Here is a 25148-nt window from a genome sequence, read left to right as displayed (position 1 = left end):
TTAACAACATTTAAAGGGTTGCTCATGCGCCCCTTGGTTTTGACCTCGCCGAACCTGTCGGCAGAGGTAGCTTTCCGCTACCCGGGCCTCCTCCTGTGAGGCCCGGGTAGCCGGTTCTTGCAGAGGGCTTCAGTTGAGCCCGCGTACTTCGATTTCCACCCGGCGGTTGGGCTCCAGGCACTTGATCAGTTGCGCCCGCGGTTGCTGCAGGTCGCAGTTGACCAGCGGCTTGCGGCTGCCTTCGCCCTGGGCGACCACCAGTTCGGCAGGTACGCCCTTGCCGACCAGGTAGGTGCGAATGGTCTGCGCCCGCTGTTTCGAAACCTGCAGGTTGCCTTGGCTGTCGCCGAGCTGGTCGGCGTGGCCGGAAATGATGATCTTGCCGATGTTGGGCGTGTTCAGCAGTTTGCTGGCGATCGCGCTCAGCTGGCTCTGGCCTTCGCTCTTCAGGCTCTGGAAGTCTGCGCGGCCGAAGGCGAACAGGGTGTCGGACTCCAGCGTGATGGTCTCGATCGAACGCAGCGACTGGGCGCGCAGGCTGTCGATGTAATTGCGCGAACTGGACATCAGGAAGGCGTTGTCGAGGATACGCGGCACATCCGGCTCACGAATCTGGTCGCTGTAGAAGGTGATCTGGCGGCTGGCGTACAGGTAGTCCTGGTTGCCGCCGGCCTCGCTGGCGGCCGCGGCCATGCTCTTGCCGGTATGGCGAGCGATGGCCGGGTACCAGTAGTCGGGCAGGTGCGCCTTGAGAAACGCCGGGTCGGCGTTTTCGCGTCGGGCCGGCGAGAGCATCACGTAGGTATCCAGCGCCGCCTTGCCGAAGTCGGCGATCGACTGCGCCCGGTTGTCATGTGGCAGCGCCTCGGCCTCGACGCTGTCCACGCCGCTCACAGGCTGCAGTTCGCGGGTGTTGCGCTGGTACACCTTGATCGTGGTCAGCAGGTACAGGGTGCGGGTCAGGTTGTCTGCCGTGGGCTTGAGCATCACGTTCTGCAGCGTGGCGAAGTAACGGCTGCGCAGCAGCGGCTCGACCTCGTGGCCCTGATACAGGCCCAGGCGCATGCCCAGCGGCACGCCCTGTTCGCGGTGCTGCCGATAGTAGTGCTCGGCCCAGAAGCGCAAGCGGTCAAGGCTATGCCAGGCGGCGTACTGGCCGCGGGCAGCCTGGTCGTCGGCCTTGGCCTGGGCCAGTTCGCCGGCGATGTTGGCCAGGGTGGCGCGGTTGTTCAGGTACGACCAGCCCCACAGGCTGCACAGCACCAGGGCTGCCAGGCCGGTGGCGGCAACCCAGCCCGCCTTGCGCCGGCGCTCCCGCGTGTTGCTGGTGTACAGCGCCACCAGGTGCTGGTCGGGGATGATCACCTTGCGGAACAGGCTGTTGATGAACAGCGGCGCCGGCTGGCTGACGGCAGTGGCGGTGCCTTCGGCATGTTCGAGGGCGAAGCGTTCGGCCACATGCTGGCCGTGGCTGCCCCACAGGGCTTCGTCGGCCTGCAGTGCGGCAGTGAAATAGAAACCGCGCAGCATTTCGGCGTTCTGGTACGGGTTGGCGCGCAGCAGGCTGTCGACGAATTGTTGCAGGCGCGGCTTGAGTGCGGCCAGCTCCAGCGGGAAGCGGTAGGCCGCATTGTTCTGCCGGGTTACCTGAATGTCTTGCTGCACCAGTTGCTGGTTTGCCACTTGCTGCCAGTAACCGGTCAGCTCGTCCATCGCCTTGCCGAAACGCTGGCCCCAGTCGGCCTGCGCGTAACCCTTGTGCGAGAAGGTCTTGCCCATCACCTCTCCACGCGCGGCGTCGTCCAGCTGGCGATAGAACGGGGTGAAGCCGGGAATCAGGTCGCACTTGGTGAACACCAGGTAGATCGGCAGGCGCACTTCCAGCAGCGCGCAGCTTTCCTGGATCCGTTCACGCAGGCGCTTGGCCACGCGGTCCTGGTCCTCGGCCGAGCCATGCAGGATGTCGGCGATGCTGACGCTGACGATCAAGCCGTTGAGAGGGCGGCGTTGGCGATGCTGGCGCAACAGCTGCAGGAAGCCGCGCCACTTGCCGGCTTCTTCGGGGCTGTTCATGTAGCGCCCGGCGGTATCCAGCAGCACGGCTTCGGAGCTGAAGAACCAGTCGCAGTTGCGCGTGCCGCCAAGCCCCGCAACCCGTGCGCCTTCGCGTTCGGCATAGGGGAAGTTCAGGCCCGACTGCAGGATCATCGTGCTCTTGCCGGCGGCCGGCTGGCCGATCACCAGGTACCAGGGCAGGGCGTACAGCGCGTCCTTGGCCGAGGTGCCGCGAGGCGTGTTGCTGCGCAGGCGCTCGATGCTCTGCAGCAGGCGTTCGCGCAGCAGGCTTACTTCTTCGCGGTCGGCGGGGGTGGCGTTGAGTACCGCCTGGTCGGCGTCGTCGCGCAGCAGGCCTTCGAGGTTGTGGTGCTGGCCGGCGCCGCGGTACAGCAGCAGTACATAGCCCGCCGACAGCAGCAGAAACACGCCGATCCCGGCCAGCAGGCTATGCAGCGAGGCGAAGCCCAGGGCGCAACCGATGGCCCAGACCAGGAAGATCGCCAGGAAGAATGCTACCCCCAGCAGGTAGGGTTGGTAGCGCAGGCAGTAGTACTTGATCTTGTTCATACAGGTGTCGCATCCAGCGCATCGACGAACTGGTCGATGACATGTTCAAGAGATCGGTCGTAATCGTGCAGCCGTGGCGCTACCGTCAGCGGGTCGAGCGGCTCCAGATGCTGACCTGCTTCGGCGCAACCACTGAGCAGGCGGTAGGCACAGTTGGCGTGGCGCGACGGCAGGCAGTACAGCCGTGGTTTCATGAAGTCGTCGGCCAGCAGGCTCACCGCCGGCACGCCGGGCTGCCGGCTCATGCGGGTCAGCCAGGTCAGCCAGAGGTCGGCGGTAGGGTTTTTCAGCCCGCGTTCGGCCGGCAAGGGCAGCTCGATGCCACCGGCGAAATCGTTGTGCAGCACGGCTCGGCTTGCCTGCAGTAGCGCAAGCGCCTTGTCACTTTTGAAGTCCGGCCAGGAGCGCAGCAGGGCGCGGGCGACATCGGCCAAGCTGAAATCCTTGAGGAATTTGGCGTGCACCTGGCGGAACAGGTCGAGGTCCTGGGCCTGCAGCGGCCGCAGGGCCTTGATGCGTTCGAACAGGCTGGCGCAGTCAGCACCCTGCACCGCCTGGTGCAGCATCGGCTTGATCTGCGCGCTGAACAGCTCGCCGAGGGTGAACGGGTTCACCAGCATCGTGGCTCCCTCGCCCTTGAGCAACTGGAAGATGAAGAACGGGTAGCGTCGCTGGCTGGCATCCCGCGAGCTGAGCAGGCCACCCAGCAGCCAGTTGCCGTTGCTCGCGCGGTAATTGAAGAAGCACATCGGCAGTGCGTCGAACAATGCCTGCCAGTCTTCGCGGTGGCGCATGGCCGCCAGCGCAGACTGCAGCCAGGCGTCGAACTCGCAGACTTCTTCCGCCGCGCCATGCAGGCTGACGAAGTCTGCGCTCGACGGCAGCTTGCCGAAGCAACCGATCATTGGGCGCCCCTGTCGTTGAGGGCGCTCAGCGCCTTGACATCACCCAGGTCGGTCAGTTTCACCCCACCGAAGTTACGCACTACAAGGCTCACGCGGCCGCTGGCGGTGTTCCAGCTGAAGCGTTGCTGAATGCCGTCCAGGTCCTCGACCCGGGCGCTTTCGTTCATGCGCAGCAGGCCCCAGCGCCCGGGGAAGTCGAACACGGTGACCCGCGCGCCACTGAGGGTGACCACATCCAGGCGGGCCCCCGGAGCGTTGCTGGTGCCCGGCCAGGCGAAGCGGTTCCAGCTACTGCGGCCGTTGCGGTAGTGCTGTTCCTGGCCATCGAGGGTGAACACGATGTCGGTGAAGTTGGCAGAAGGTTCCAGCATGATTTCGAAGCCGTTGTCACGGTCCGACAGGCTGGCGATCACCTGGCCCACGGAGCTGGCCTTGTCGATGCTGTTGAGCATGCCTGGGTTGACCAGCGCCGGTGCCTTGCCGTCGCCCACACCCAGGCCTTCACCCCCGGCCAGGTTGCCGATTTCGTTGCGCTTGAAGGCCGGCAGCAGGCCACTGTCGGGGTCGACGAAGCGCTGCAGGTCCTTTACCGACGCCTCGTTGCGGCTGCTGCCGGCAATCGGGTAGCGGTGCGCCATGACCTGTTCCCAAGGCTTGGCGATCTGCTGCGCCCAGGCCTTGGCGATTTGCTGGCCGGCCGGGTCGCGCAGGGTCGCCCAGGCATACTGGATAGGCAGGCTGAACAGCCCCTGCAGCGAGCGCGACAGGCCGTCCTGGCTGGTGTCGACGCTGCTCTCCACGTAGTTGCGCACGGTGGTGATCTCGCTCGGCTGGCCTTCCAGGGTCTCGCTGATCAGCTGCTTGCTGCTCTTGCCCACATCCTGCGAACGCTGGATGTTGTTCATGCGTACCTTGAGCTTGCGCAAGGCGGCCAGGTAGCGGTCCATGATGGTGCTGTCGGCGCCTTCGGCGTTGTTTTCGGCGAATACCCGCGCCACCGGTTCGAAGCGCTTGGCCAGGCTGCCGTCGTCCACCGCCGGCAGGGCCGGGGCGACATTGGCGGGCAGGGCGTCCTTGGTGTCGAGCAGGCCGGAGACCTTGCTCCAGAAGCCGTCATCGCGGGTACTACCGGGGGCCGGGATGGCGTGCTTGACCGGCAGGTCCCACTGGGTGTTGTCATTGACCGCCGCCAGCAGGTTCTTTACCGGCGAGTTCTGCACATCGCTGAGCAGCCCCAGCTGCTGGGTGGCCGAGGCCAGGTCGGCGAAGTGGCGTACCCCCACGCTGCTGACCATCTTGTACCAGGCCTGGGTGTAGTCGCGTTTGTAGCGGGTCATGAACTCGCGCACGAAGTTGGCCTTTTGCACGATGGCATCGCCACCTTCACCGTCCAGCACCCAGTCCGACTCGTTGCGCAGGTTGCCCGACACCAGCTTGATCAGTTCGGGCTTGACGAAGGTGTCCCAGCCCTGGTGGGTATAGATTGCCGGTACGCCAGCAGAGCCATACAGCAACGCGCGGCCCGGTTGCGGCACCAGGTCGTTCAGGCTCAGTGCCGGGAACTGGCGGCTCGACTCGAGTTGCAGGCGCAGGTACTCGCGATCGACCAGCGAGCTGGAGATCATGAACGACTTGAGGTTCTGCCGGGTTTCGTTGATCAGCTGTTCGTTACGCGGCAACGACGGCGCCTGGCCTTGTTCCAGCAACTGTACGTAAAGCGGGGCATTTTCTGCGATCACGGCTGCGTCGGCCGGAGTGCCTTCGGTGGCGGCGCTGGCCCAGGCCTGGGGCAGGTTGGCAGCGACGAAGGCCGGGTCCGGATGGCCTTGGGGCTCGGTCAGCAACAGGTACAGCTTGAGGGTGTTGTAGGCATCGATGATCGAGGCCACCTGCTGTTCGTCGAGGCGCCCGAGCATTTCTTCGGACAGTGACAGGCCACCGGTGGTGGCAGACAGCTCGGCGGCATCGCTGGCGGTGGCCAGGTTGACCTTGGCGGCATAGGCACCGGCGCGGCTGTTGCCCAGCGCAGCCTGGGCCTTGGCTGCAATGGCCGGGGCCAGCGGCTTGCCATTGCGTTTTTTCGGTGTCGGGGCCGGGGTGAATTCCAGCTCCTGGTTGATACCGTTGGCGAAGGTGTTGAAGGCCCGCATCTGCACTTGCAGGCTGCGTGCGATCGGCTCCAGCGCCTGACTGCGCAGTTGCGCCAGGTAGGCGGTGCGAGTCACCTGGTGGATGGCTTCGCCATGGTACAGGCCACCCCCCAACTGCAGGGGTACACCCTGCAGGCGATGGTTTTCGACGCGGGCCATCTGTTCGCGCAGCACTTCCAGGCCCTTGCCAGCGGCCAGCTGCTGCTCGCGGTCTTCTGCCTGCTCGATCTGCGCCAGTTGCCCGCGCAGGCTGTCCAGCCATTGGCGGTTATTGGTGAACGACAGTGCCTGCCAACCGATGAACAGCAACCCGGTGGCGGCGGCCAGGCCCAGCAGCAGCGGGCTGAACGCAGCCTGGCGGCCCAGGCGCGACTGGTACAGGGTCAGGTCGCGATCGGGGAAGATCACCTGGCGGAAGGTGTCGGTGATGAAGTAGCTGCGGTTGCCCGCGGCCTTGCCGACGTTCTCGGTGTGCTCATCGTAGGCGGCTTGCAGGGCGAATTCGTCGGCGATGACGTCTTCGTATACCTGCCCCAAATGCTGCCCGGTCTGCAGGGCGCTGGTGAAGTACAGGCCGCGCAGCAGCAGCGGGGCACCGCCGCGATGGCCGCGGGTGAAGTGCTCCAGGAACTGCTCGAGGACACCGCTGAGTGCGGCGAAGTATTGCGGGAAGTTCAGCAGGGTGCTGTCGGCTTCGGCACCGAGGGCGATCACCTGCGCGTCGACATGCTGGCGAATGTGGTTCTGCAGGTTGCCCAGGCGCGTCTGCAGCACGGCGTGCAGGCCGTTGTTGCGGATTTCCGACAGGCCGAAGGTCATGCCCAGCGGTTGCTGGCGTTCATGCAGGTCAAGGCCGTCGAACGCCTGGCTGAAGCCCGGCAACTGGTCGGTCTTGCTCAGCATCAGGTAGACCGGCGGGTTGGCGTCGAGGCACTCGGCGTATTCTTCCACCCGCGCCACCAGCTGGGCCGCCAGGGCATTGCGTTCGTCGCTGTTGGCCGCCAGCAGCTCGGGCAGGCTGACCACCATGACCAGGCCATTGATCGCCGCCTTGCCGCGCTGCTTGCGCAGCATGCGCAGGAAGGCCGAGAACTCGCTGGCCGACTGGTCATCACGCAGATAGCGGCCGGCGGTGTCGATCATTACCGCGTCGGGGCTGAAGTACCAGTCGCAGTGCTGGGTGCCGCTTTCGCTGTCGTTGGCCGTGGCAATGCTGGCCGACAGGCCGGAATGGGTCAGCAGCGAGGTCTTGCCGGCTGCCGACATGCCGACCACCAGGTACCAGGGCAAGTCGGACAGTGCCGCCTTGCCACCGCCTCCAGCGGAGCGGTCGGTGCGCAACATGGCAATGGCATGCTTGAGGCGTTCGCGCAGCACCTGCTGGTCACGGAACTCGCCAGTGGCATTCCACGAACGATCAACCTCGATCTGCAGCAGGTTCTCCAGGTTGTGCTCGGCGCGAATGCGCTGGTATTGGCGCAGCACGATCACCAGCAGGAAGCAGGCGCTGATGATTGCCAGTGCTTCGGGCAGGTGCTGTTGCAGCCATGGCAGCAACGGGGCGACCAACCAGCAGGTCAACAGGCTCGCCAGCCACAGCAGCAGCAGGAGAAACCAGAAATTCTTCAAAAGGCGCAGTAATGTTTTCATGTCTTCCTGACTCGGCTACCTGACGTTTGCTCAGGCACTGAACAGCTGGCGGATTTGTTCGGAAAGGGCGGCGACGTCCTTGTCCAGCAACCAGTCCAGCGTCAGGTACACGGCGACGCAGACCAGCGCGATCAGCGCCAGGTAAACCCACAGCGGCACCTCGTGGCGCAGCATCTGCGACACCTGGTCGGGCAGTGCCCAGTCCGGTGACAGTGCTTTGGGCGCCTTGCGGTAGCGGGCAATATCCTGGCCCAGGGTATTGGCCAGGTAGCGCAGCTGGTCTTTCTGGCCGAGGCTGAACTTGCCCTCGAAGCCCAAGGCCAGGCACAGGTGGTAGACCTCGAGTACATCGATGTTCTGCTTGACGTCGGCACGCAGCGCATCGACCTTCTCGAAGAAGCCTTCACCCGCCAGGTGCACGCCGAAGTAGCGGAACTGCAGCGGCTGCAGCTCGAAGTGCTGGCGCAGCTGGTTGTCGCTCGCGCGCAGCACGCTCTCGTCGAGGAAGGCACACAGCGCGTACTGGGTGTCCTTGACCTGTTCGGCGCTGTAGTTGGCGGCGCGGGCGTCGCGTTCCAGGTTGGCGAAGAACCGTTCCACGCTGGCTTCGAAGGCCGGCACCGAGGTGACCTGACGACCACGCCGCACGATCAGGGCCATGCTGATGAAGTCCTGGACCAGGTCCTTGAGCGTTGGTTTGTCGTTGGCGGCCGCGACGGCGCCCTGTTGCAATACGGCTTCGGTCATTTGAGCACCGCCATCAGTTCAAGCTTGAGGTTGGTAAAGGCGCTGGGCGCGTAGAAGCAGATGGTCTGGGCATTCATCATTCGCTCGTAGACATGGCCATGCGGCTCGATGGCGAAGTACTGGTTGTCCAGGCGCACCGGAATTGCGTTGGGCAGCCGTGCGGCATGGTTGAGCGTGACGCCGGGCATCGCGCTGTTGACCACCACCTCGATGTCTTCCGGCGAGCCGACCTTGAATGCCCGCGGTACCAGCTCCAGCAGGCTGGCACCAGGCATGTCGGCATGGACCGAGATATAGAAGTCGGCCTCGGTCAGGCGCGGGTCGTGCAACTGGCCCTGCCAGTACGACGGCTTGGTCTGGTTGAGGTTGATGACGATGCATTGGTTGGGCACGACGTTGTCGAGCATCACCCGGATCATCTCGTCGAGCTTGACCAGCGACGCGGCCGGGTCGTGATGGTCGTATTCGGGGATGTCGCTGAGCTGGGTGTCCAGGGTGAACGTCAGCAGGCCGCCTGCCAGGTCGGCGAGGAACAGGTACAGGCGCTCGGGGTGCAGGCGCGGGTGCGCCAGCAGATGGGCCAGCTGCGGGTGGGCGCGGTTGACGGTGTTCAGCAGCCAGAACAGGGTTACGTCGCTGGAGCCGAACTCGGCGATCTGGTCGGCGCGTTCGCGGCGTCGGCCGGACAGGGCCTTGCTCTTGGCCTGCAGGGCGCCGAGCAGGCGCTTGCCGATGCCGGCCAGGGTCTCGTGGCTGCCCAGATGCAGAGTGGGGTGGACGAAATGCGGGTCGAGATTGAAACCGCCCATGCTGTTGCGGGTCAGCCTGGCCAGCGGGCAGTGGCTGTAGCCGTCCAGGCTGTCACCGTCCACCAGCAGCACCACGTTCAGGCGCAGGCTGGTGATTTCGTTTTCCAGCTCGCCTTCATTGAGGTCGGGCAGGGTATCGAACTGCTTGCGGAAACGCCGCGCGGCCTTGTGTTCCTGGCCGTCCTCGACATAGTTCAGGCCGAATGGCTCGGGCAGCTTCAAGGCAGCATGGACCTTGAGGTCGTTGGCCTTGAGCAGGTCCTTGAGATCGCGGGCGGCCGGCAACGGGTCGTGCTGCGGTGCGTCGTAAAGGCTGCCGTCAGGGAACACCAGCTTGAGGCGCTTGAGCTGCAGCGAACCGTTGGCCAGGGCGTCCTCATCCACCTGCAGTACCTGCACACCCCAATGGAATGGGGTGGTGCGCAAGGTCGCCTCGGCCAGCTGGTGCTGGTGGAACTCATCCTGGTACTGGAAGTGCTGAGGCAGCAGGAACATGCCTTCCGACCACATCACCCGGCTCTGCTTGCTCATTTGACGCTATCCACTAAAGAGTTGAAGGTTGAATCCATGGTGTTCTGTGCCGATTTGCCGGCGGCATCGCTGGCCTTGTCGAGCACGGCGTCCTGCACCTTGTCGGTGAGCGTCGGTGCGTTGTCCCGGGCCTTCTGCGCGGCTGCCAGCTGGTCGGCGGTCGGCGGTTTGTTCAGTACGTCGACGCCACGCATGGCGCTGATTTCGGTGTTGTCCACCAGCACCCGCAGGCCGTCGGAAGAGAACCAGATACCGTCCTTGCGCAGCGAGTTGGCGTCGAAGGCGACCTTCCAGCGCGCGTCCTGTTCGTTGCGGAAGAACGCTGCCACGCCGACGTAGCGAGCGCTCTTGGCCAGTGGCCACTGGTCGATCTGGCCGATGCCCGGCAGCAGGGTGATCTCGCGGGCTTCCACCAGGGTGTTGCCCAAGGCCTTTTCAGGGGTATCCCACAGGGTCTCGGCATCGGTCGCGGCGAAGCGTTCGAGGTCGGTCAGCTGGTACACGCGCATCACCACCGACAGCGGCTTGCCCTCGGCATCGGGGTTGAGCTGGTTGCCGCCGTCGGAGGTCAGGATGACCTTTTCGCTGTCGGCCAGCATGTCGGCCGCCCAGCTGTCTTCCATGCGCTTGCCGATACGGTCGGTGACCCCGCAGCCGGCCAGCGCCACCAGCAAGGCAGCTGTGGTCAGGCGTTTGAGGGCGGTGTGCTTGTGTTGCATGACGGCAAAACCTCCGTGTACTGGTCAGGCCACGCGATAGGCGAAATCGCCATCGCTGCCCAGCTCGATCGCAAGACGCTGGATCGGCGTGTCCTGGGCCATGCGCTCAAGCACGCGCTGGGCGAGCTCGGGCATCAGGGTCTGGGACAGGATGTTGTCGATGTTGCGCGCACCGCTGTCGACCTCGGTGCAGCGCGCGGCGATGGCCTTGACCAACGCCTGGTCGTAGCTGAGCTCGGCCTGGTGGTTGCGGGCGAAGCGCTTGGCGATACGTTCGAGCTTGAGGGCGACGATGCGCTCGAGGATCTGGTCCTGCACCGGGTAGAACGGCACGATGCTGAGGCGGCCGAGGAAGGCCGGCTTGAACACATTGTTGAGCTGGTCACGCAGGTCTTCGACGATCGCTGCGGGCGTCGGCAGCTCGGTGGCGTTCAGGCAGGTCTGCATGATGCGCTCGGTACCGGTATTGGAGGTGAGGATGATCACCGTGTTGCGGAAATTGATCTCGCGGCCTTCGCCATCGTCCAGCACGCCCTTGTCGAATACCTGGAAGAACAGTTCGAGCACGTCGGGGTGGGCTTTTTCCACCTCGTCGAGCAACACCACGCTGTACGGCTTGCGGCGCACCGCCTCGGTCAGCACGCCGCCTTCGCCATAGCCGACATAGCCAGGAGGCGAGCCTTTGAGGCTCGAAACGGTGTGGGCTTCCTGGTACTCGGACATGTTGATGGTGATGAGGTTGCGTTCACCGCCGTACAGGGTATCGGCCAGGGCCAGCGCGGTTTCGGTCTTGCCGACGCCGCTGGGGCCGAGCAGCAGGAACACACCGATCGGTTTGTTCGGGTCTTCCATGCGTGCGCGGGAAATCTTGATGCGCTTGCCGATCTCGTGCAGGGCGTGGTCCTGGCCCAGCACGCGCTCACCAAGCAGGGCCGGCAGGCGCTGCACGGTGTCGATCTCGTCACGCAGCATCTTGCCCAGCGGGATACCGGTCCAGCCGCTGATGACCTGGGCGATGGCGCCGCTGTCGACCAGGGCATGGACCAGGGGCTGGTCGCCTTGCACGCGGGCCAGTTCGGCACGCAGGGCGTTGAGCTGCTCGGCATCGGCCTCGCTGGCGGCGTCCAGCGCCTTGAGCTGTTCGACCAGTTCCAGCTCCTGTTGCCACTGCGTGTTCAACTGCTGCTCCCGCTGCTGCTCGGCCTGCAGGGCAGCCTGCAGCTCGCCCAGGCGGCGAGTGTGGTCGTGGCCTTTGACTGCTTCGTGGCCGAGCACGGCGATTTCGGCCTGCAGGTTGTCGATCTGGCGTCGGCAGTCTTCCAGGGCGCCAGGTTGCGACGATTGCGCCAGGGCGATGCGTGCGCAGGCGGTGTCGAGCACGCTGACCGCCTTGTCGGGCAGCTGGCGGCCGGTGATGTAGCGGTTGGACAGGCGCACGGCCTGCACCAGCGCTTCGTCCATCACCGCTACCTTGTGGTGTTCGCGCATCTTGCCGAGCAGGCCGCGCAGCATGTGGATGGCCTTGTCTTCGTCGGGTTCCTCCACCTTGACCACCTGGAAGCGGCGGGCGAGTGCGGCGTCCTTCTCGAAGTACTTCTTGTATTCGGCCCAGGTAGTGGCCGCGATGGTGCGCAGCTCGCCACGGGCAAGGGCCGGCTTGAGCAGGTTGGCGGCATCGTTCTGCCCGGCCTGGCCACCGGAACCGATCAGGGTGTGGGCTTCGTCGATGAACAGGATGATCGGGTGCAGGCTGCGTTTGACCTCTTCGATCACTGCCTTGAGGCGGTTCTCGAACTCGCCCTTGACCCCGGCGCCGGCCTGCAGCAGGCCCAGGTCGAGGGTGTGCAGGGCCACATCCTTGAGCACCGCCGGCACGTCACCTTGGGCGATGCGCAGGGCCAGGCCTTCGACCACGGCGGTTTTGCCGACCCCGGCTTCGCCGGTGAGGATCGGGTTGTTCTGGCGGCGACGGGTGAGGATGTCGACCATCTGCCTTACTTCGAACTCGCGGCCCAGCACCGGATCGATGCGGCCTTCGCGGGCGCTCTGGGTGAGGTTGACCGTGTACTGGTCCAGCGCCGGAGTCTTGCCGCCGGCCTTGCTCGCACTGTTCACTGGCGCCGCAGGGCTGGCCAGCGGGCTGGCCTGCCGGGACTCGGCGCTGCCTTCCACCAGCGCCGCAAGGTTCAGGCGCAGGTCATCTGCGTTGATTTTCTCCAGCTCCGGCGCCGAGGCGATCACCACGCGACGCAGTTCGGCATCATCGAGCAGGGCCTGCAGCAGGTGAGCGCTGCGCACCTGGCCGACGCCGTATTCGATCGACGCCAGCAACCAGGCCTGTTCGATCATGCGGGTGATGTGCGGCGACAGCGCCGGGGTGCGGGTATTACCTTTCTTGAAGGTGCCCAGGGCCGTGACCAACTGCGCCTGCAGGCGCTCGGCGACTACTTCGTAGTGGCGCAGGATTGGCGCCAGGTCGCTGTCGCTGTTGTCGAGCAACTGCAGCAGCAGGTGCTCCACCTCCACGTCGTAATGGTGCTCCGACAGGCACAGGGCCGCCGCGCTTTCCGTGGCCGTGCGGCTGGTTTCGTTGAGCTTGGCGAACAGAGACTTCAGGTTCACAAGGCGACCCCATCGTAAGGAATGTGGAAGACGGCGCAACGCGAAGGCTCCGCGTCACGACCAGGGCGTTTGAGCCAGCCCAGCCAGCCCAGGGCGACATTGCCACTGCGGCCCAGCTGGGCGCGTGGCACCGCCTCGCGCTTGAGGCGCGGGGCAATTTCGAAATCCAGTTCGGCGCCTATATAGAAGCGCACCAGCTCGACCAGCTTGCGGTAGCACGCGGTGCCCGGCTGGAAGCGCTGGTAATCGGCCAGGCTCAGCGGGCCCAGCTCAATGCGGATGCACGACTGGTAGTCCCAGACCCGGTTGCCGGCTACGGCGCTGTGGCCGAGCTGGGCATTGCGGCGGCCGAGCTGGGTGCATTGTTCGGGCTGCAGGTGCAGCCAGCGCCCGGCGAACTGGCGGACCTTGATCGGCAGCGAGAAATAGAAGCCGAGCATGCGTTCGAGGTTCAGCGCGTTGCGCGGCTTCTGGCTGAGCAGGCCGGCAAAGTAGCTGAACAGCTCGCGGCGCAGCGCGGTTGGTTGCTGCTCGAACTTGAGTTGCTGCGCGCGCGGGCCGAGGCCGACCAGGTTGAGCAGGTAGCCATCGAAGCCCGAAGTGCCATTGCGCTCGTGCTCGATATGAAATTTGTACTTCTGCCAGGCTTCGTAGAACAGCGTGGTCATGCGGTGCGAGAAGATGTCGAGAAACGCGTGGGCGGCATCGTCGCGATACTGCACGTGGCGCTCCAGCAGCAGCTCGGTATACGGGCGCGGCAGTACGCCTGACGGCCCGACCAGGCCCATGAAGGTGACCTGCACTTCCGACAGCGGCAAGCCGGCCGGCGACACCTTGCCTTCGCGCTCGAAGTGCAGGTCGCTGACCTCGCTGGCCGGGAACGCCAGCGACAGCTGGGTACGAAAACGCAGCGGGTCTTCGTGCGGCCGGGTTGCCAGGTCCATGCGCCCGGTACGGCTGTAGTGCAGGCGGAGCAGGCGCACCAATTGAAAGAATTCGAATCGGTGCGGCTCGGCTCGGGCCTGATCGATCAGACCAGGGGCTGATCGCCGGTGCGTGCTGGCCATTGGACGACTCTCTTTTCTCGTTGTTGGGTGCGCAGGGTCAGTTGGGTGAAGCTGTTCATCGAGCAGTACTGGCCGAAGAAGTGGTCCAGCACCATGCCGAACAGGTACACGCCACTGCCGATGAACTGGCTTTCATCCAGGGTCAGCGTGATGCCGACGCCACGTACGAAGTTCGGCCGCGGGTGGCCGATGCGTGCGACCACCGGCTCGCTGCTGATCGCCTTGATGCCGTTGATCTGTTTGCGAATGGCGGAAACATTGCGGTAGTTGTACAGCGACAACAGCTCCAGCAGCACTTCGCGGCCCTGGCTGACCAGCGACATATGGTTCAGCGACAGGTGGGCGATCAACCGCCAGATCAGGCCCTTGCCCAGGGGCACACGCACCGTGGCGGTAGGCTTGCGCAGGCAGCGGATATCCTTGATCACCGAGTTGGCGGGAATGTTGAAGTCACCACGTTCGCCCCCGAACGGCAGCATCAGCGGTACATCTCGGTTGCTGCAGGTAAGGCCGATGCTGAGGGTGTCGCTGCTGGCGTCGATCAGCTCCAGGTCCCGGTCGACCACGCGGATGCTCATGGCGGTGGCGTCACCCTGGATGCGCCGGCGCGCCACCCAGAAGCTGCTGTGCGGGTCCTGCTCGCCACGGGGTTCGAAAAACGGGTGGCAGGTGGCGACCTGGTCGATGCCGCCGAGTTTGCGCACCCGCCGTACGCGGTCGATCGAGACGACTTCGGCAGCGTTGTGCAGCCGTGTATCGGGAGTGACCGGGTATTCGTGCTGGGTGTGGGTCAGCTTGATCGGTTCGGCTTGCTGGCGGAACAGGTTGATGATCGGTGTGCAGTTGAGCTTGAAGTTGTTGCGCCCGATGTTCTGTGTCAGCCGCGCCAGGCGCTCGCTGAGGTCGTAGTCGGAGAAATAGAAGTTGATCTCGACCTGCTCGATGGCCTTGCCCTGCAGGATGCGGGCAAAGCCGTTCAGGTCGAAGAACATGAACTTGTCGGGGAAGGTGAAGTACTCGTGCAGCAGGCGGTAGCCCAGGAACGAGCGCTCGGAGTAGTCCACCAGGCCTTCGTCACGGGCGTAGCCCACGGCTTTCAGGGCATCGGCCGGCAAGGCCACTTCGCGGCTGCGGCCCTGGTCCTGGAAGCTCAGGGTGGCCTTGGCCAGGTTGTTGAACAGCAGCTCGTACAGCTGCAGCATCAGGGTCGCCTCGCCGTCGAGGAAGAACCGCAGGCGGTCCAGTTCCATCTGCCCGAACAGGGCATCGCCGGTGGCTGCCAGGCGGATGCGCAGGCGTGCGACCAGGTCGGCGCTGTGGCCGTTGAAGGCCGAACGCTCCAGTTCGGCGAACGAGGCCTGCTGCACGGCAATCGGCCACAGCTCAACCGGGTAGCAGGTGCGGAACTTGCACACCACACCTTCTACGGCATTGGCATGCATCTCGGTATGGCGCGCCACCCGGTAGGCTTCGGTGACTTTCTCGTGCTTGCCCAGGCTCAGCTCGGCAATCGACATCGATGGGGTAGGGCGCAGGTAGTGTGGGTACAGCACCTCGAGGAAGGATTCGACGATTTCCGGAAACTCGTCATCGAGCTTCTTGTGCACCCGCGCAGACAGGAACGAGAACGCCTCGATCAGGCGCTCGGTGTGCGGGTCTTCGCAGTTGTCGCCCTCGATCAACAGCCGCGAAGCGATTTTCGGGTACTGCGCGGCAAACTCCTGGCCGAGGAAGCGCAGGTGCGACAGTTCCTTTTCGTAGTAGGGCAGCAGTTCGTCGAGCATCAGTTGAGGTTCTGCACTTTGTATTCCTGGGTGTTGACCTGCAGCACGGCGTCGAATGACACCTGGCGGCTGATGTCCTGCAGACGCAACACGGCGTCCACGCGGAAGGTCAACATGCGGTGGCCGTTCTGCTGGGCCAGCAGCTGCACGCGGACCCGGCGAAAACGTCGGTCCCCTGTGCTGATCGCCCGCTCCAGTTGCTGCTGGATCAGGCGCCGATCATGCGGGTCGAGCACGCTGCGGCTGATGAAGTCGGGCATGCCGTATTCGAGGATGGAGCCACCGAGCTGGCTGTAGCCCTCCAGCTCTTCGGCGACCAGGCTCTGGCGAGTGTTCACCAGTACCTCCAGGTCACGGACGATGCTGGCCTTGTACTCGCTCAACGAGCAGGTGCGTTGCACGGCTGGCTCGGCCGACTGGTACGGACGGTCGTCCAGCAGTCGGTCGAGCAGCGAGGGCAGCAGGCGGGCCTGGTTACTCATGTGTCATCCCTGTACACACCGGCCTGTCAGCCGCGCGCGCCCTGTGGCAGCTCGGCAACCAGGCGCAGCGAAGCGGTCAGCTCATCCAGCTGGTAGTGCGGGCGCAGGTAGGTCACGGCCTTGTACACACCTGGCTTGCCCGGCACTTCGAACACCTCGGCGCGGGCTTCGCGCAGCGGGAACTTGGCCTTGGCTTCCTGGCTGGCGGTGTCGTCGAGCAGCACGTAGCTGGCCAGCCACTGGTTGAGGAAGCGCTCGACATCCATGCGCGAGGCGAAGCTACCGATCTTGTCGCGCATGATGGCTTTCATGTAGTGGGCGATGCGCGAAGTGGCGAAGATGTACTGCAGCTGGGCCGACAGGCGCGCGTTGGCGTTGGCGATGTCGGTGTTGTACTGCTTCTGCTTCTGCGCCGACTGGGTGCCGAAGAACGCGGCATAGTCGGTGCCCTTGCAGTGCACCAGGGGAATGAAGCCCAGGTCCGACAGCTCTTTTTCGCGGCGGTCGGTGATGGCGATTTCGGTCGGGCACTTGAGGGCGATTTCGCCGTCGTCGGTCTTGAAGGTGTGGGTTGGCAAACCTTCGACCAGGCCGCCACCTTCCACGCCGCGGATGGCCACGCACCAGCCGTAGCGGGCGAAGGCATCGGTAACGCGGGTGCCGAGGGCGTAGGCAGCGTTCATCCACAGGTACTTGTTGTGGTCGCGGCCATCGACGCTTTCGACGAAGTTGAATTCTTCCACCGGGGTGGTATCGGGGCCATACGGCAGGCGACCGAGCACGTGCGGCAGGGTGAGACCGACGTAGCGCGAGTCTTCCGAGGCGCGGAACGACTTCCACTTGGCGTATTCGACGGTGTCGAAGATCTTTGCCAGGTCACGCGGGCCGGACATCTCGGTGAAGGAGTCCCAGCCGAACAGCTCGGGGGAGGCGGCCGAAATGAACGGGGCATGGGCGGCCGCGGCGACGTGCGAGATCTCCTCCAGCAGGTACATGTCTTCGGGGTTGCGGTTGAACTCGTAGTCACCGATCAGCATGCCGAAAGGCGCGCCGCCGAAGGTGCCGTACTCTTCTTCGTAGACCTTCTTGAACAGCGCGCTCTGGTCGAATTCGCTGGCGGCCTTCAGGTCGCGTACCAGGTCCTTCTTCGAGGCATTGAGCAGGTGGATCTTCAGCGTGGTGCTGGTCTCGGTCTGGTCTACCTGGTATTTCAGGCCGCGCCAGGAGGCTTCCAGCTGCTGGAATTCACGGGCGTGCATGATTTCGTTCATCTGCTCGGAAAGCATCGCGTCGATCTCGGCGATACGCGAATCGAGCACGGCGATCAGGTCCTTGCTCGGGGTCATCTCACCCTCGAGCACCTGGTTCACCAGTTCGCCAATCAGGTCGCGGGTGCGGTTGCGCTCGGTGTCGGAGCGGGCCACGCGGCTTTGCGAAATGATGCTGTCGAGCAACGATGCCTGTGGCGCGAAGTTTTCCACTTCGACCAGTTCGCCGGCCTGTTGCGGTGCGGTTTGCTTGTCGGTCATGTTCGGGCTCCTGCTCAGGCGCGATCGCTGCTGGATGGGTCTTTCACTTCGGCTTCACGGCCGAATTCCTTGCCCAGGGTCTTGAGCTTCTCGGTGTTCTGCAGCACGTCCATCAGCAGCTCTTCGAGCTTGTCGTTGCCGCCCATCTTGTTACGCAGGTCGGCCAGCTTGTTGCGCACTTCCAGCAGTTTGCGCAGCGGTTCGACCTGCTTGACCACGTTCTGTGGCTCGAAGTCTTCGAGGCTGTTGAAGTTCAGCTCCACGCCCAGCTGGGTGCCGTTCTTGGCCAGGGTGTTGTCGACGCGGTAGGTCAGGCGTGGCTTGATGCCCTTGAGCACGCCGTTGAAGTTGTCGCGGTCGATGAACACGAACTTGCGGTCCTTGAGCTTGGGCAGGGGCTCCAGCGGGTTGCCGGAGAAGTCGCCCAGTACGCCGACGACGAAGGGCAGCTCCTTTTTCTCGATGGCATCGCCGATGTCCACGTCGTAGGTGATATGGACCCGAGGCGCGCGAACGCGGTCGAGTTTGTGCTGAGTGCTTTCCTTCTTCGCCATCGTGTTCTCCAGTGCGAGCAATTCGCTGCGAATCATTGCGCGGCCCGTTGCCGGGCGCTGCGCGTTACAGTCCTTCGATCGTCAGCAGCAGGCGCTGACGGATTTCGTCGTTCATTTCCAGGATGTTGTCGCGGCCCACCAGCTCTTCGAAGCTGGTGTTGCCGGCAATTTGCGTGCTGCTGCGGATGACCGAGTCGTCGGGCAGTTCAGAGCGCACCGGCGAGCTGATGACGCAGAACGGCAGGTCGCCAAAGCCCTCGAGGCGCTCGAAGCTCAGGTTGTAGCGCAGGCCCTCGAACAGCCGGCCAAGGCCAGGCGACTTGCTCAGGCAGTAGAACAGCACCAGGTAGTGCACCACGAAGCGGTACAGCTCGGCGCTGCTGCGGTTGGGGTCTTTGATGACGTTGCGAAACCGCGCCAGGTCGAAGGCGTGGAAGCCCACCACCCAGCGGGTCGGGCTGGTGATGCGGATGACCTGGCCGCTGTGTTCCAGGGCCTTGTCGTATTCCAGCGGGAACAGTTCGGGGGTGGTGCTGATCAGGTTCAGCGGTACTTCCAGCTCGGTGACCAGCTGGAACGGCGCGGCCGAGCCGATACGTTCGTAGAGTTCGACCAGGGCCTGGAAGTGGCCCTGGGTTTCGCGCCCGCTGCTGCGCTGGGCGCCTTGCAGGTATTCGCCAAACAGGGTTTGCGGACGGATCAGCGGTGCCACCGTGGCGAGGTAATCCGCCGCCTGCGCCTTCAGCGCATCGGAGATCGCCCGCGTCTGGCTACGCAGCTTGATCAGTGCTTCGACATCGAATGTCTGTGTCATCGGTGCATCGTCCATGTGCCTGCTTGATCGTCCTGAAACGCCAATGGCGTGGACCTGAAATTGCGCCTCTCGACGGCGGCAAACTTGAGTGCTGGCACATGAATATCGTGTTGCCAGCAATGCCGAGTAGGGCACCTCGCTGCGGAAGAAGTTCCGGCGAGGAAGGCAATTTTTTCCCCGCTTTGTGATGTGACGCAATGATGGCGTCGTGATATTGACTGGGGTTTCGGGCGCGGGAAATGGGAGTTCAAGCCCTAAAATTTGGGTGTGCGAGGGGTATGAGCGTGAGAAAATTTCTTTGCAAAAGTTTTTTGCAAAAAGTGAATCCGGTCTCATTTTTTGCGCGGATCGTATTCTCCGGAGGTGTTGCCAAAGCACGTCTGGATGATGGCAGCGCGACGGAATGCGCCGCGCGCAAGGGTGTTATCAAGCGTGGTCCATCCGTTTGGATGGCCTATGCCGTACCTGCAGAGGCAACGGTCTGGTCAATAACCTTGAAAACGAGCATGATCACTATGGGAGCGGGCACGCCCGCGAAGCAGGCGACGCGGTGGATGGCCGCCTGCTCCGGTCGCGCAGGGGCAGGTCAGTGACATGGTCTGCGGTGGGCCTTTCCACCTCGCGCCAGGTGGATGAACTCGACGAGCTGGCTTGCGACAGCCATTGATGGCCACGCTACGTCGGCTAATGAAAAGTGACGGGTAGAGTCGAGTTCCATGATCACTACTGAACGTTTTTTTGGGGGCATTTGGGCGTTCTGGTTTTTGCTGCTGATGATTTCAGTGTTCATGCTGGGGGTGGCGCCAAAAATTGTCTTCGTGCCCATGGCAGTGGCGACAGTCATGACGTTCTGCTGGTGCGTGAAATGCGCTCATCGTTGACCCAGAACAATTGCCAGGCAGAGCCCGATATCACCAGCTTAGGGCAGGGCGAGTAGCCTCTGCCAAGCAGCGCAAGGGTCGTCAGAACCATAACGGCAGGGACGACGTAGAGCAGCGTCTTCAGGGAAAGCCCGAACATCAGCGCCTGGAAGCGGTGCAGTCGTGTGCCTGCGGGCGGGTCGAATTTTTTCCCGGTCCAGGCACATATCGCACAACCAACCAGCAGAATTGCCACCGCCGGCGGTGCCATGAGCAGGCCGAACGCGAGGTAAGGTGTTTCCACGACAGGCGCGCCACGCAGTAATCTGCCGTACAGCGGGAACAGGTAGTTGATGTAGGCGTAGACCGAGAAGGCCGCGACCAACAGCATGGCGATGATCATGCCGACAGCCAGCAGTCTGATATTAAGGGGCGATGATACAGATGAAGTTTATGAGTATCGAATTTTCATCTATAGAGCCCTGCTGTACTAGTGTTTCTCACTGCTGTCCATCAGCTTTCGTGCAAATAGCTCGATTGCCAACACGCTTGCAGGGTTGCTCGTCGCTGTTGTAAAAATCAGGTTTGAAGCAATATCGCACATCATTGACCCAGTACACCTTCCAGGCCGACCCTGAAATCAGGAGTTTCTGGCACGGGGTGTACCCCTTCGACCACAGGCCAAAAGTCACGAGTAATGCCAGCGCCGGCGCAATATAGATCATTGACCAAAGTGTCAATTTGTATGAGTTATGTTGAAAGCGGAACATCCGGGAATGGGGGGGCGGGTCGAATTTTTTCGCGCGCCAGCAGGCATGCAGTGATGTAACAACTATGATTGGGGTGACCGTACACATGGCGATGAGCATAAACACCAGATAGGGCGTCACCACGATTGGGGCATTCGTTAAGAGCCTTCCGAACAAGGAGAGTAGATTGCTCCCAAGCCAATAAGCTGACAGAATGCCCAATATCGAAGTTGCTAGGCCAGTCGCGAGGGCCATGAGACGAAACAGGTGGGGAGAGCGCTCGTGGAGCTCATGAGGTTGAATAGTCATGGTTAAAACTTTGGAAAGTTGAACGTCGGGAGTGAGGGCATAGAGGGAAGTTCAGGCACAGTAGGCCATCCAGGCAGATTGAGGTCTCCTGGCCGAAGTTTTTGCAGTGCCCAGCGCTTGGCCTCGTTATAGAGAGTGTCTGCCACCTCGCTAGCAATATTGGTGATTTGTTTCTCTGCGTATTTTTGCAAGTCCTTGGTACTAATCTGCATGGCCTGCTGGCCCAAATATTCAATTTGGTCCACGGCATACCGAAGGCCCGCTTTAACCGAGTTTTTTATTCCATAGCGGACATCAAGCTCGTTAAGCCCAACGCCAACTGCGAATACAACGGCAGCCCCCAGGATGACGGGTGCGGCGGCGAAAGTGGCCATTGAGCCAATGGCCAGCCCGAAAGCATACCCGATCGCCGAAGCTATACCGGCTTTGATCAGCTCAACGCCAATACCGCCAAACAGGTCGCTCATCACATGCTCGTCGGCAAATACCCATTCTGCGACTTCGATGGCTACCGCCACATAACACGAAAGCTTGAAGCCTTTGATCGACGAACCGCGCACACCGTATTTGCCGATGCCCATGCTGACCAGCTTGGCGTTCTGGATGCCATAACGGGGAGCATTTAGCGTCTTGCGCAGGCCTGGGTAGCCGGTGAGGATCACGTACTGCTTGCCGTTGCGTATGGTGTAGCGCACCTTTGTGCCCAGCCCGTTCATGTCGCGAATGAAACCGGCAGTATTTTTCATGTCCCATGCGGCCATGGCCGTGGGCACGCCCCAGGTCGTATTGACGAAGGTGTGGGGCAGGCCGTTGTAGGTGGATTTCACGCTCTGCCAGGTGCCGGTCAGCATGTCGCCCTGGGTGCGTGTGCACACTTGTGGAGCCTGCGTTGCACCGTGAGTTCTCTGGGCGAACTGGGCTTGTGCCTGAAAGTCCTCGATCGACATGATCACCATCTCCCGGTGATTCTGGTCCATCTCCCGGTCCAGTTGGCTGAGTTGGTTTTCACTCACGCTCATGGCGATTCTTCTCCCTGAAATTCGCAGTGTATTGCCTCTCGGCTGAGCGCAAGGAGCGTACACCCCCGATGACCGACTGATCAAACCGATGGACACAATACGATGCAATTAACCAAAAAACCGCCTGCTGCTCTACAGTCCGCGATACTGCTTCCCGTAGAAGCATTTTGACGTCAGCTTGATGGAATCTGGCGTATCGCCATCATTTGACAGCCTCTTTTAAGCGCGTTTTCATTGCAAGATTTCCAGCTTGATGCAGGATGCATTGACATGATTACGGACGCCCTCGAATCGATCCTCACGCAGCATCAACGTCTGTTTACCTTCGACTCGCCGCTGCCGCCCGAACAAGAACTGCAACTGCTGAGCTTCAGCGGCCGCGAGGGGATTTCGGAGCTGTTCAGTTTCCAGGTGCAGCTTATCTCCCAGGATGCGCGCATCGAGCTCAAGAAGCTCATCGGCAAGAAAGTGACGGTAGGGATCGCCCTGGCTGATGGCAGCACACGCTACATCAGCGCGCACGTGTCGGACTTCGTCCATGCTGGTGCCGACGGCGGCATTGCCAATTACACTGCCGAACTCGTGCCGTGGATATGGATCCTCAGCCGTCGCCGCGATTCGCGGATATTCCAGGACAAGACCACCGAGCAGATCGTCAAGGACGTCTTTGCGTACTACCTGACCCTGGCCGATTACGAGTTTCGTCTGAGCCAACCGCTCAAACCGATCAGCTACTGCACCCAGTACCAGGAGTCGGACCTGAACTTCGTGTTGCGCCTGCTCGAGCAAGAAGGGCTGTTTTTCACCTTCGAGCACTCCCAGGAAGGCCATCGCATGATCATCAGCGATGACAGCAGCATGCTTCCGCAGCTGGAGCGCCAACCGCTGATTCGTTACCACAGTGCTTCAGTCACCGAAACCGCAGACTCGATCACCAAATGGTCTTCGGCGCGGCGGATGCAACCAACGCGCCTGGCCTTGAAATCCTTCGACTACAAGCAACCGGGCAACCCACACCTGGTGCAGTTGAATTCCGTCAACCAGCAGGGCGAGGTCGGCCAGTATGAAGTCTTCGAATACGAAGGTCTCTACGGCTACGCCGATGCCGATGAAGGCGTGCGCAAGGCGCGGCGTCGGCTGGAGGCGATGGAAGTGGACGGCAAGACCTTCCATGGCGAGAGCAACTGTCGCGTCATGGAGCCTGGCTACTACTTTGAATTGAGTCAGCATTACGATCACGACAATGACGCCCCGGATGACCGACAGTTTCTGCTGCTTTCGGTTACCCACTGGGGGCAGAACAATTACACCAACGACGGTGAGGCGGGCTACCGCAACAGCTTCAGCTGCATTCGCCGGAAAATTCCGTTCCGCCCTGCATTGAACACGCCTAGGGCGGGCATCAGCGGGCCGCAGACTGCCATCATCGTCGGCCCCCCCGGCGAAGAGATCTACACCGATGAACTGGGCCGGGTGAAGTTACAGTTCCACTGGGACCGCAACGGCGAGTTCAACGACCAGAGCTCCTGCTGGGTACGCGTCGCCCAAGCTGGTGCCAGCGGTGGCTTCGGCAGCATCCAGATCCCACGCGTGGGCGACGAAGTGGTGGTGGTGTTCCTCGATGGCAACCCCGACCGCCCGCTGATCATGGGCAGCCTGTACAACAGCACCAACACCCCGCCATGGTCGCTGCCGGCGAACAAGACCCAGAGTGGTTTCCTGACCCGGTCGATGAAGGGCGACGGCGGTACCGCCAACTTCTTCCGCTTCGAGGACAAGGCTGGCGCCGAGCAGATCATCATGCATGCCGAGCGCAACATGGATACCGAGATCGAGTTGGATGAGACCCATGATGTGGGGAACAACCGCACGATTACGGTGGGCGGCACGCACACCGAAACGGTCAAGAAAGACACCATGGTGCAAGTGACCGAAGGTTCCTACACCCTGCAGGTCGACAACCAGTTCATACAGGTGGCTGCCAAGCAGCACATCATCCTGCAGGTGGGCGACAGCAGCATCACGCTGACCCCGGAAGGCATCGAGATCAAAGGCAAGGTCATCGTGACCACCAGCACCGACACCACCCAGATCACTGGCGCTGCAGTGCGGATCAACGACTGAGGCAAGGTTCATGTACAAGCCCTCGATCTACGACCGAATCTCTGCCAGGCGCGAAGCGCAAGAGGAGGCTGCGCGGCTGGCCAGGTTGGCGGAAGCCGCTCATGTGCCTGAGCCTGTGCCCGAGCCGGAACCGGTGCCAGCCGCGTTGCAGGATGTGGGCAGCGGTTTCACCTTCGCAGGTTTCACTCTGCAGTTTCCGATCGGCTTTCGCTTTCGCGACATCCAGACCACCATCGAGCATGAAGGCGAGCCGATCAGCCTCAGCATCCGCCGCCGTGATGTACGCGCCAGGCAACCGCTGGAGCAATTGTTCGAGGGCGCGATCCAGGCCTTGCGCGAATTGAACCCGCAACTGCGCGTGATTCGTCAACGTGATTCCCACCTGGCTGGTAACCCGGCCAAGGTCCTGGATTTCCACTTCAATGCTGGCCACGAGCCCCGGCACGGTCGCCTGGTCGGCGCGCTGGTGCCCATCGCCGGCAGCGAGTCGCTGCAATGGCTGGATATTTCCAGCGTGATCGACCCAAGCAAGCCGGGCCTGAGCCAGTGGCTGGCCGAGTTCGACCGCATGCTCGATGGCTTCGCGCAGGGCTGACACCCGATTTTTTCGCTATCAGGAATTTTCATCGCATGGATTACGAGTTGCAGGAAGGCGGCATCGCGCTGCCGGCAGGTTTCGAGGACCGCACGGTCAACATGTTCGTCTTGGGTGCCAGTGTTCCAGCACCGTTGAGCATCACCATCTCGCGTGACACCTTGCTGCCGGACGAAGCGCTGCAGGCCTATGTCGATCGCCAGGTGAAGATGCTCACCTCCAAGCTGCGTGGTTACACCCGCATGGGCAACAAGGCCGTCTCGCTCTCGGCTACCGCACCCATTGCCGGCATCCAGATCGACGCCTACTACATGAACCAGGGCCGCCCGCTGTATCAGCGCCAGGCCGCCTTCATCATCAGCCCCGGGCGTGCCCTGATCTTTTCCACCACCGCACAGGCCGACTTCAGTGCCCAGCAGAACCAGGACTGGGACAACTTGCTGGCCAGCTTCACCCCACGAGCCCCGTCCGTAACCAGCGCCGAGTCCGGCGAACAGGAGTAAT

At 62.7% G+C, this 25148-nt stretch carries 21 protein-coding genes; 4 read left to right on the top strand and 17 right to left on the bottom strand.

All coding sequences use genetic code 11. The annotated features are described in order from the left end of the window. Positions 1-129 precede the first annotated feature (129 nt). The 13 genes from tssM to E5221_RS15030 form a co-directional block, all read right to left on the bottom strand. Positions 130-2625 (bottom strand): type VI secretion system membrane subunit TssM, encoded by a 2496-nt coding sequence (gene tssM / locus E5221_RS15090; protein ID WP_182330203.1) that lies wholly within the window; start codon positions 2623-2625, stop codon positions 130-132. After that, positions 2622-3530: a type VI secretion system-associated protein TagF gene (gene tagF / locus E5221_RS15085; RefSeq protein WP_039613677.1), complete on the bottom strand. Its 909-nt coding sequence runs from the start codon at positions 3528-3530 to the stop codon at positions 2622-2624. The genes tssM and tagF overlap by 4 nt, the downstream gene beginning before the upstream one ends. Further along, complete coding sequence (locus E5221_RS15080) at positions 3527-7330, bottom strand: type VI secretion protein IcmF/TssM N-terminal domain-containing protein (RefSeq protein WP_247845892.1); 3804 nt, start codon at positions 7328-7330, stop codon at positions 3527-3529. The genes tagF and E5221_RS15080 overlap by 4 nt, the downstream gene beginning before the upstream one ends. Positions 7331-7360: 30 nt before the next feature. Then, entirely contained in the window at positions 7361-8077 is a 717-nt protein-coding gene (gene icmH / locus E5221_RS15075) for a type IVB secretion system protein IcmH/DotU (protein ID WP_023661181.1), read from the bottom strand. Beyond that, positions 8074-9417, bottom strand: a complete 1344-nt coding sequence (gene tssK, locus E5221_RS15070) for a type VI secretion system baseplate subunit TssK (RefSeq protein ID WP_013972754.1) — start codon at positions 9415-9417, stop codon at positions 8074-8076. The genes icmH and tssK overlap by 4 nt, the downstream gene beginning before the upstream one ends. After that, positions 9414-10136, bottom strand: coding sequence for a type VI secretion system lipoprotein TssJ (gene tssJ, locus E5221_RS15065; protein WP_013972753.1), 723 nt, complete (start codon positions 10134-10136; stop codon positions 9414-9416). Before tssJ ends, tssK begins: the two co-directional genes overlap by 4 nt. Positions 10137-10160: 24 nt before the next feature. Next, positions 10161-12758: a type VI secretion system ATPase TssH gene (gene tssH / locus E5221_RS15060; protein ID WP_247845891.1), complete on the bottom strand. Its 2598-nt coding sequence runs from the start codon at positions 12756-12758 to the stop codon at positions 10161-10163. After that, a complete protein-coding gene (tssG, locus tag E5221_RS15055) occupies positions 12755-13825 on the bottom strand; it encodes a type VI secretion system baseplate subunit TssG (RefSeq protein WP_015270493.1) in 1071 nt (356 codons plus the stop codon). Before tssG ends, tssH begins: the two co-directional genes overlap by 4 nt. Further along, positions 13789-15609 carry a type VI secretion system baseplate subunit TssF gene (tssF, locus tag E5221_RS15050; RefSeq protein ID WP_013972750.1) on the bottom strand — a complete coding sequence of 607 codons (1821 nt, stop codon included), beginning with the start codon at positions 15607-15609 and terminating at the stop codon, positions 13789-13791. Before tssF ends, tssG begins: the two co-directional genes overlap by 37 nt. Continuing rightward, positions 15609-16091 (bottom strand): type VI secretion system baseplate subunit TssE, encoded by a 483-nt coding sequence (gene tssE / locus E5221_RS15045; protein WP_013972749.1) that lies wholly within the window; start codon positions 16089-16091, stop codon positions 15609-15611. The genes tssF and tssE overlap by 1 nt, the downstream gene beginning before the upstream one ends. A 26-nt stretch (positions 16092-16117) precedes the next feature. Next, positions 16118-17620, bottom strand: a complete 1503-nt coding sequence (gene tssC, locus E5221_RS15040) for a type VI secretion system contractile sheath large subunit (RefSeq protein WP_039613672.1) — start codon at positions 17618-17620, stop codon at positions 16118-16120. Positions 17621-17634: 14 nt separating this feature from the next. Next, a complete protein-coding gene (tssB, locus tag E5221_RS15035) occupies positions 17635-18174 on the bottom strand; it encodes a type VI secretion system contractile sheath small subunit (protein ID WP_012272397.1) in 540 nt (179 codons plus the stop codon). Positions 18175-18238: 64 nt separating this feature from the next. Continuing rightward, the gene (locus E5221_RS15030) at positions 18239-18988 is read right to left on the bottom strand and encodes a hypothetical protein (protein WP_247845890.1); all 750 of its coding nucleotides are present in this window, start codon (positions 18986-18988) and stop codon (positions 18239-18241) included. Between the two features lie 284 nt (positions 18989-19272). Between E5221_RS15030 and E5221_RS15025 the strand changes: the two genes are divergently transcribed. Continuing rightward, positions 19273-19581 carry a hypothetical protein gene (locus E5221_RS15025; protein WP_177342437.1) on the top strand — a complete coding sequence of 103 codons (309 nt, stop codon included), beginning with the start codon at positions 19273-19275 and terminating at the stop codon, positions 19579-19581. On the opposite strand, the gene E5221_RS15020 is transcribed toward E5221_RS15025, so the two are convergent. The 4 genes from E5221_RS15020 to E5221_RS15005 all read right to left on the bottom strand — a co-directional run bounded on the left by E5221_RS15020 (position 19575) and on the right by E5221_RS15005 (position 21925). Beyond that, positions 19575-19832: a hypothetical protein gene (locus tag E5221_RS15020; RefSeq protein ID WP_061552521.1), complete on the bottom strand. Its 258-nt coding sequence runs from the start codon at positions 19830-19832 to the stop codon at positions 19575-19577. The two genes, E5221_RS15025 and E5221_RS15020, sit on opposite strands and share 7 nt — an antisense overlap. Then, complete coding sequence (locus tag E5221_RS15015) at positions 19829-20251, bottom strand: hypothetical protein (protein WP_233694840.1); 423 nt, start codon at positions 20249-20251, stop codon at positions 19829-19831. Before E5221_RS15015 ends, E5221_RS15020 begins: the two co-directional genes overlap by 4 nt. A 97-nt stretch (positions 20252-20348) precedes the next feature. Continuing rightward, complete coding sequence (locus E5221_RS15010; protein ID WP_061552520.1) at positions 20349-20906, bottom strand: hypothetical protein; 558 nt, start codon at positions 20904-20906, stop codon at positions 20349-20351. A 2-nt stretch (positions 20907-20908) separates the two neighbouring features. After that, entirely contained in the window at positions 20909-21925 is a 1017-nt protein-coding gene (locus tag E5221_RS15005) for a hypothetical protein (protein ID WP_061552519.1), read from the bottom strand. 270 nt (positions 21926-22195) lie between these two features. Between E5221_RS15005 and tssI the strand changes: the two genes are divergently transcribed. From tssI to E5221_RS14990, 3 genes are read left to right on the top strand one after another with little or no spacing between them, the layout of a single operon-like run. Continuing rightward, the gene (gene tssI / locus E5221_RS15000; RefSeq protein WP_061552518.1) at positions 22196-24049 is read left to right on the top strand and encodes a type VI secretion system Vgr family protein; all 1854 of its coding nucleotides are present in this window, start codon (positions 22196-22198) and stop codon (positions 24047-24049) included. Positions 24050-24059: 10 nt separating this feature from the next. Continuing rightward, entirely contained in the window at positions 24060-24644 is a 585-nt protein-coding gene (locus E5221_RS14995) for a hypothetical protein (protein WP_207832673.1), read from the top strand. Between the two features lie 35 nt (positions 24645-24679). Further along, positions 24680-25147, top strand: coding sequence for a DUF1795 domain-containing protein (locus tag E5221_RS14990; protein WP_003260502.1), 468 nt, complete (start codon positions 24680-24682; stop codon positions 25145-25147). The last annotated feature ends 1 nt before the right edge of the window (position 25148 follow it).

Source organism: Pseudomonas sp. A2 (genome assembly GCF_023100865.1).
GTDB lineage: Bacteria > Pseudomonadota > Gammaproteobacteria > Pseudomonadales > Pseudomonadaceae > Aquipseudomonas > Aquipseudomonas asiatica.
The sequence above is the reverse complement of the archived record's forward strand: the minus strand, read 5'-3'. Positions and strand labels throughout refer to the sequence as shown.

What these genes read in the sequence shown, in the direction of transcription:
- tagF (WP_039613677.1), bottom strand. Translation starts at nt 3,530, where the DNA reads ATGATCGGTTGCTTCGGCAAGCTGCCGTCGAGCGCAGACTTCGTCAGC.
- tssK (WP_013972754.1), bottom strand. Translation starts at nt 9,417, where the DNA reads ATGAGCAAGCAGAGCCGGGTGATGTGGTCGGAAGGCATGTTCCTGCTG.
- tssE (WP_013972749.1), bottom strand. Translation starts at nt 16,091, where the DNA reads ATGAGTAACCAGGCCCGCCTGCTGCCCTCGCTGCTCGACCGACTGCTG.
- tssF (WP_013972750.1), bottom strand. Translation starts at nt 15,609, where the DNA reads ATGCTCGACGAACTGCTGCCCTACTACGAAAAGGAACTGTCGCACCTG.
- tssM (WP_182330203.1), bottom strand. Translation starts at nt 2,625, where the DNA reads ATGAACAAGATCAAGTACTACTGCCTGCGCTACCAACCCTACCTGCTG.
- tssB (WP_012272397.1), bottom strand. Translation starts at nt 18,174, where the DNA reads ATGGCGAAGAAGGAAAGCACTCAGCACAAACTCGACCGCGTTCGCGCG.
- E5221_RS15080 (WP_247845892.1), bottom strand. Translation starts at nt 7,330, where the DNA reads ATGAAAACATTACTGCGCCTTTTGAAGAATTTCTGGTTTCTCCTGCTG.
- E5221_RS15010 (WP_061552520.1), bottom strand. Translation starts at nt 20,906, where the DNA reads ATGACTATTCAACCTCATGAGCTCCACGAGCGCTCTCCCCACCTGTTT.
- E5221_RS14995 (WP_207832673.1), top strand. Translation starts at nt 24,060, where the DNA reads ATGTACAAGCCCTCGATCTACGACCGAATCTCTGCCAGGCGCGAAGCG.
- E5221_RS15020 (WP_061552521.1), bottom strand. Translation starts at nt 19,832, where the DNA reads ATGACTGTCGCCACTGCCATGGGCACGAAGACAATTTTTGGCGCCACC.
- icmH (WP_023661181.1), bottom strand. Translation starts at nt 8,077, where the DNA reads ATGACCGAAGCCGTATTGCAACAGGGCGCCGTCGCGGCCGCCAACGAC.
- E5221_RS15030 (WP_247845890.1), bottom strand. Translation starts at nt 18,988, where the DNA reads ATGACACAGACATTCGATGTCGAAGCACTGATCAAGCTGCGTAGCCAG.
- tssG (WP_015270493.1), bottom strand. Translation starts at nt 13,825, where the DNA reads ATGGCCAGCACGCACCGGCGATCAGCCCCTGGTCTGATCGATCAGGCC.
- tssC (WP_039613672.1), bottom strand. Translation starts at nt 17,620, where the DNA reads ATGACCGACAAGCAAACCGCACCGCAACAGGCCGGCGAACTGGTCGAA.
- E5221_RS14990 (WP_003260502.1), top strand. Translation starts at nt 24,680, where the DNA reads ATGGATTACGAGTTGCAGGAAGGCGGCATCGCGCTGCCGGCAGGTTTC.
- E5221_RS15005 (WP_061552519.1), bottom strand. Translation starts at nt 21,925, where the DNA reads ATGAGCGTGAGTGAAAACCAACTCAGCCAACTGGACCGGGAGATGGAC.
- E5221_RS15015 (WP_233694840.1), bottom strand. Translation starts at nt 20,251, where the DNA reads ATGATCATCGCCATGCTGTTGGTCGCGGCCTTCTCGGTCTACGCCTAC.
- tssI (WP_061552518.1), top strand. Translation starts at nt 22,196, where the DNA reads ATGATTACGGACGCCCTCGAATCGATCCTCACGCAGCATCAACGTCTG.
- tssJ (WP_013972753.1), bottom strand. Translation starts at nt 10,136, where the DNA reads ATGCAACACAAGCACACCGCCCTCAAACGCCTGACCACAGCTGCCTTG.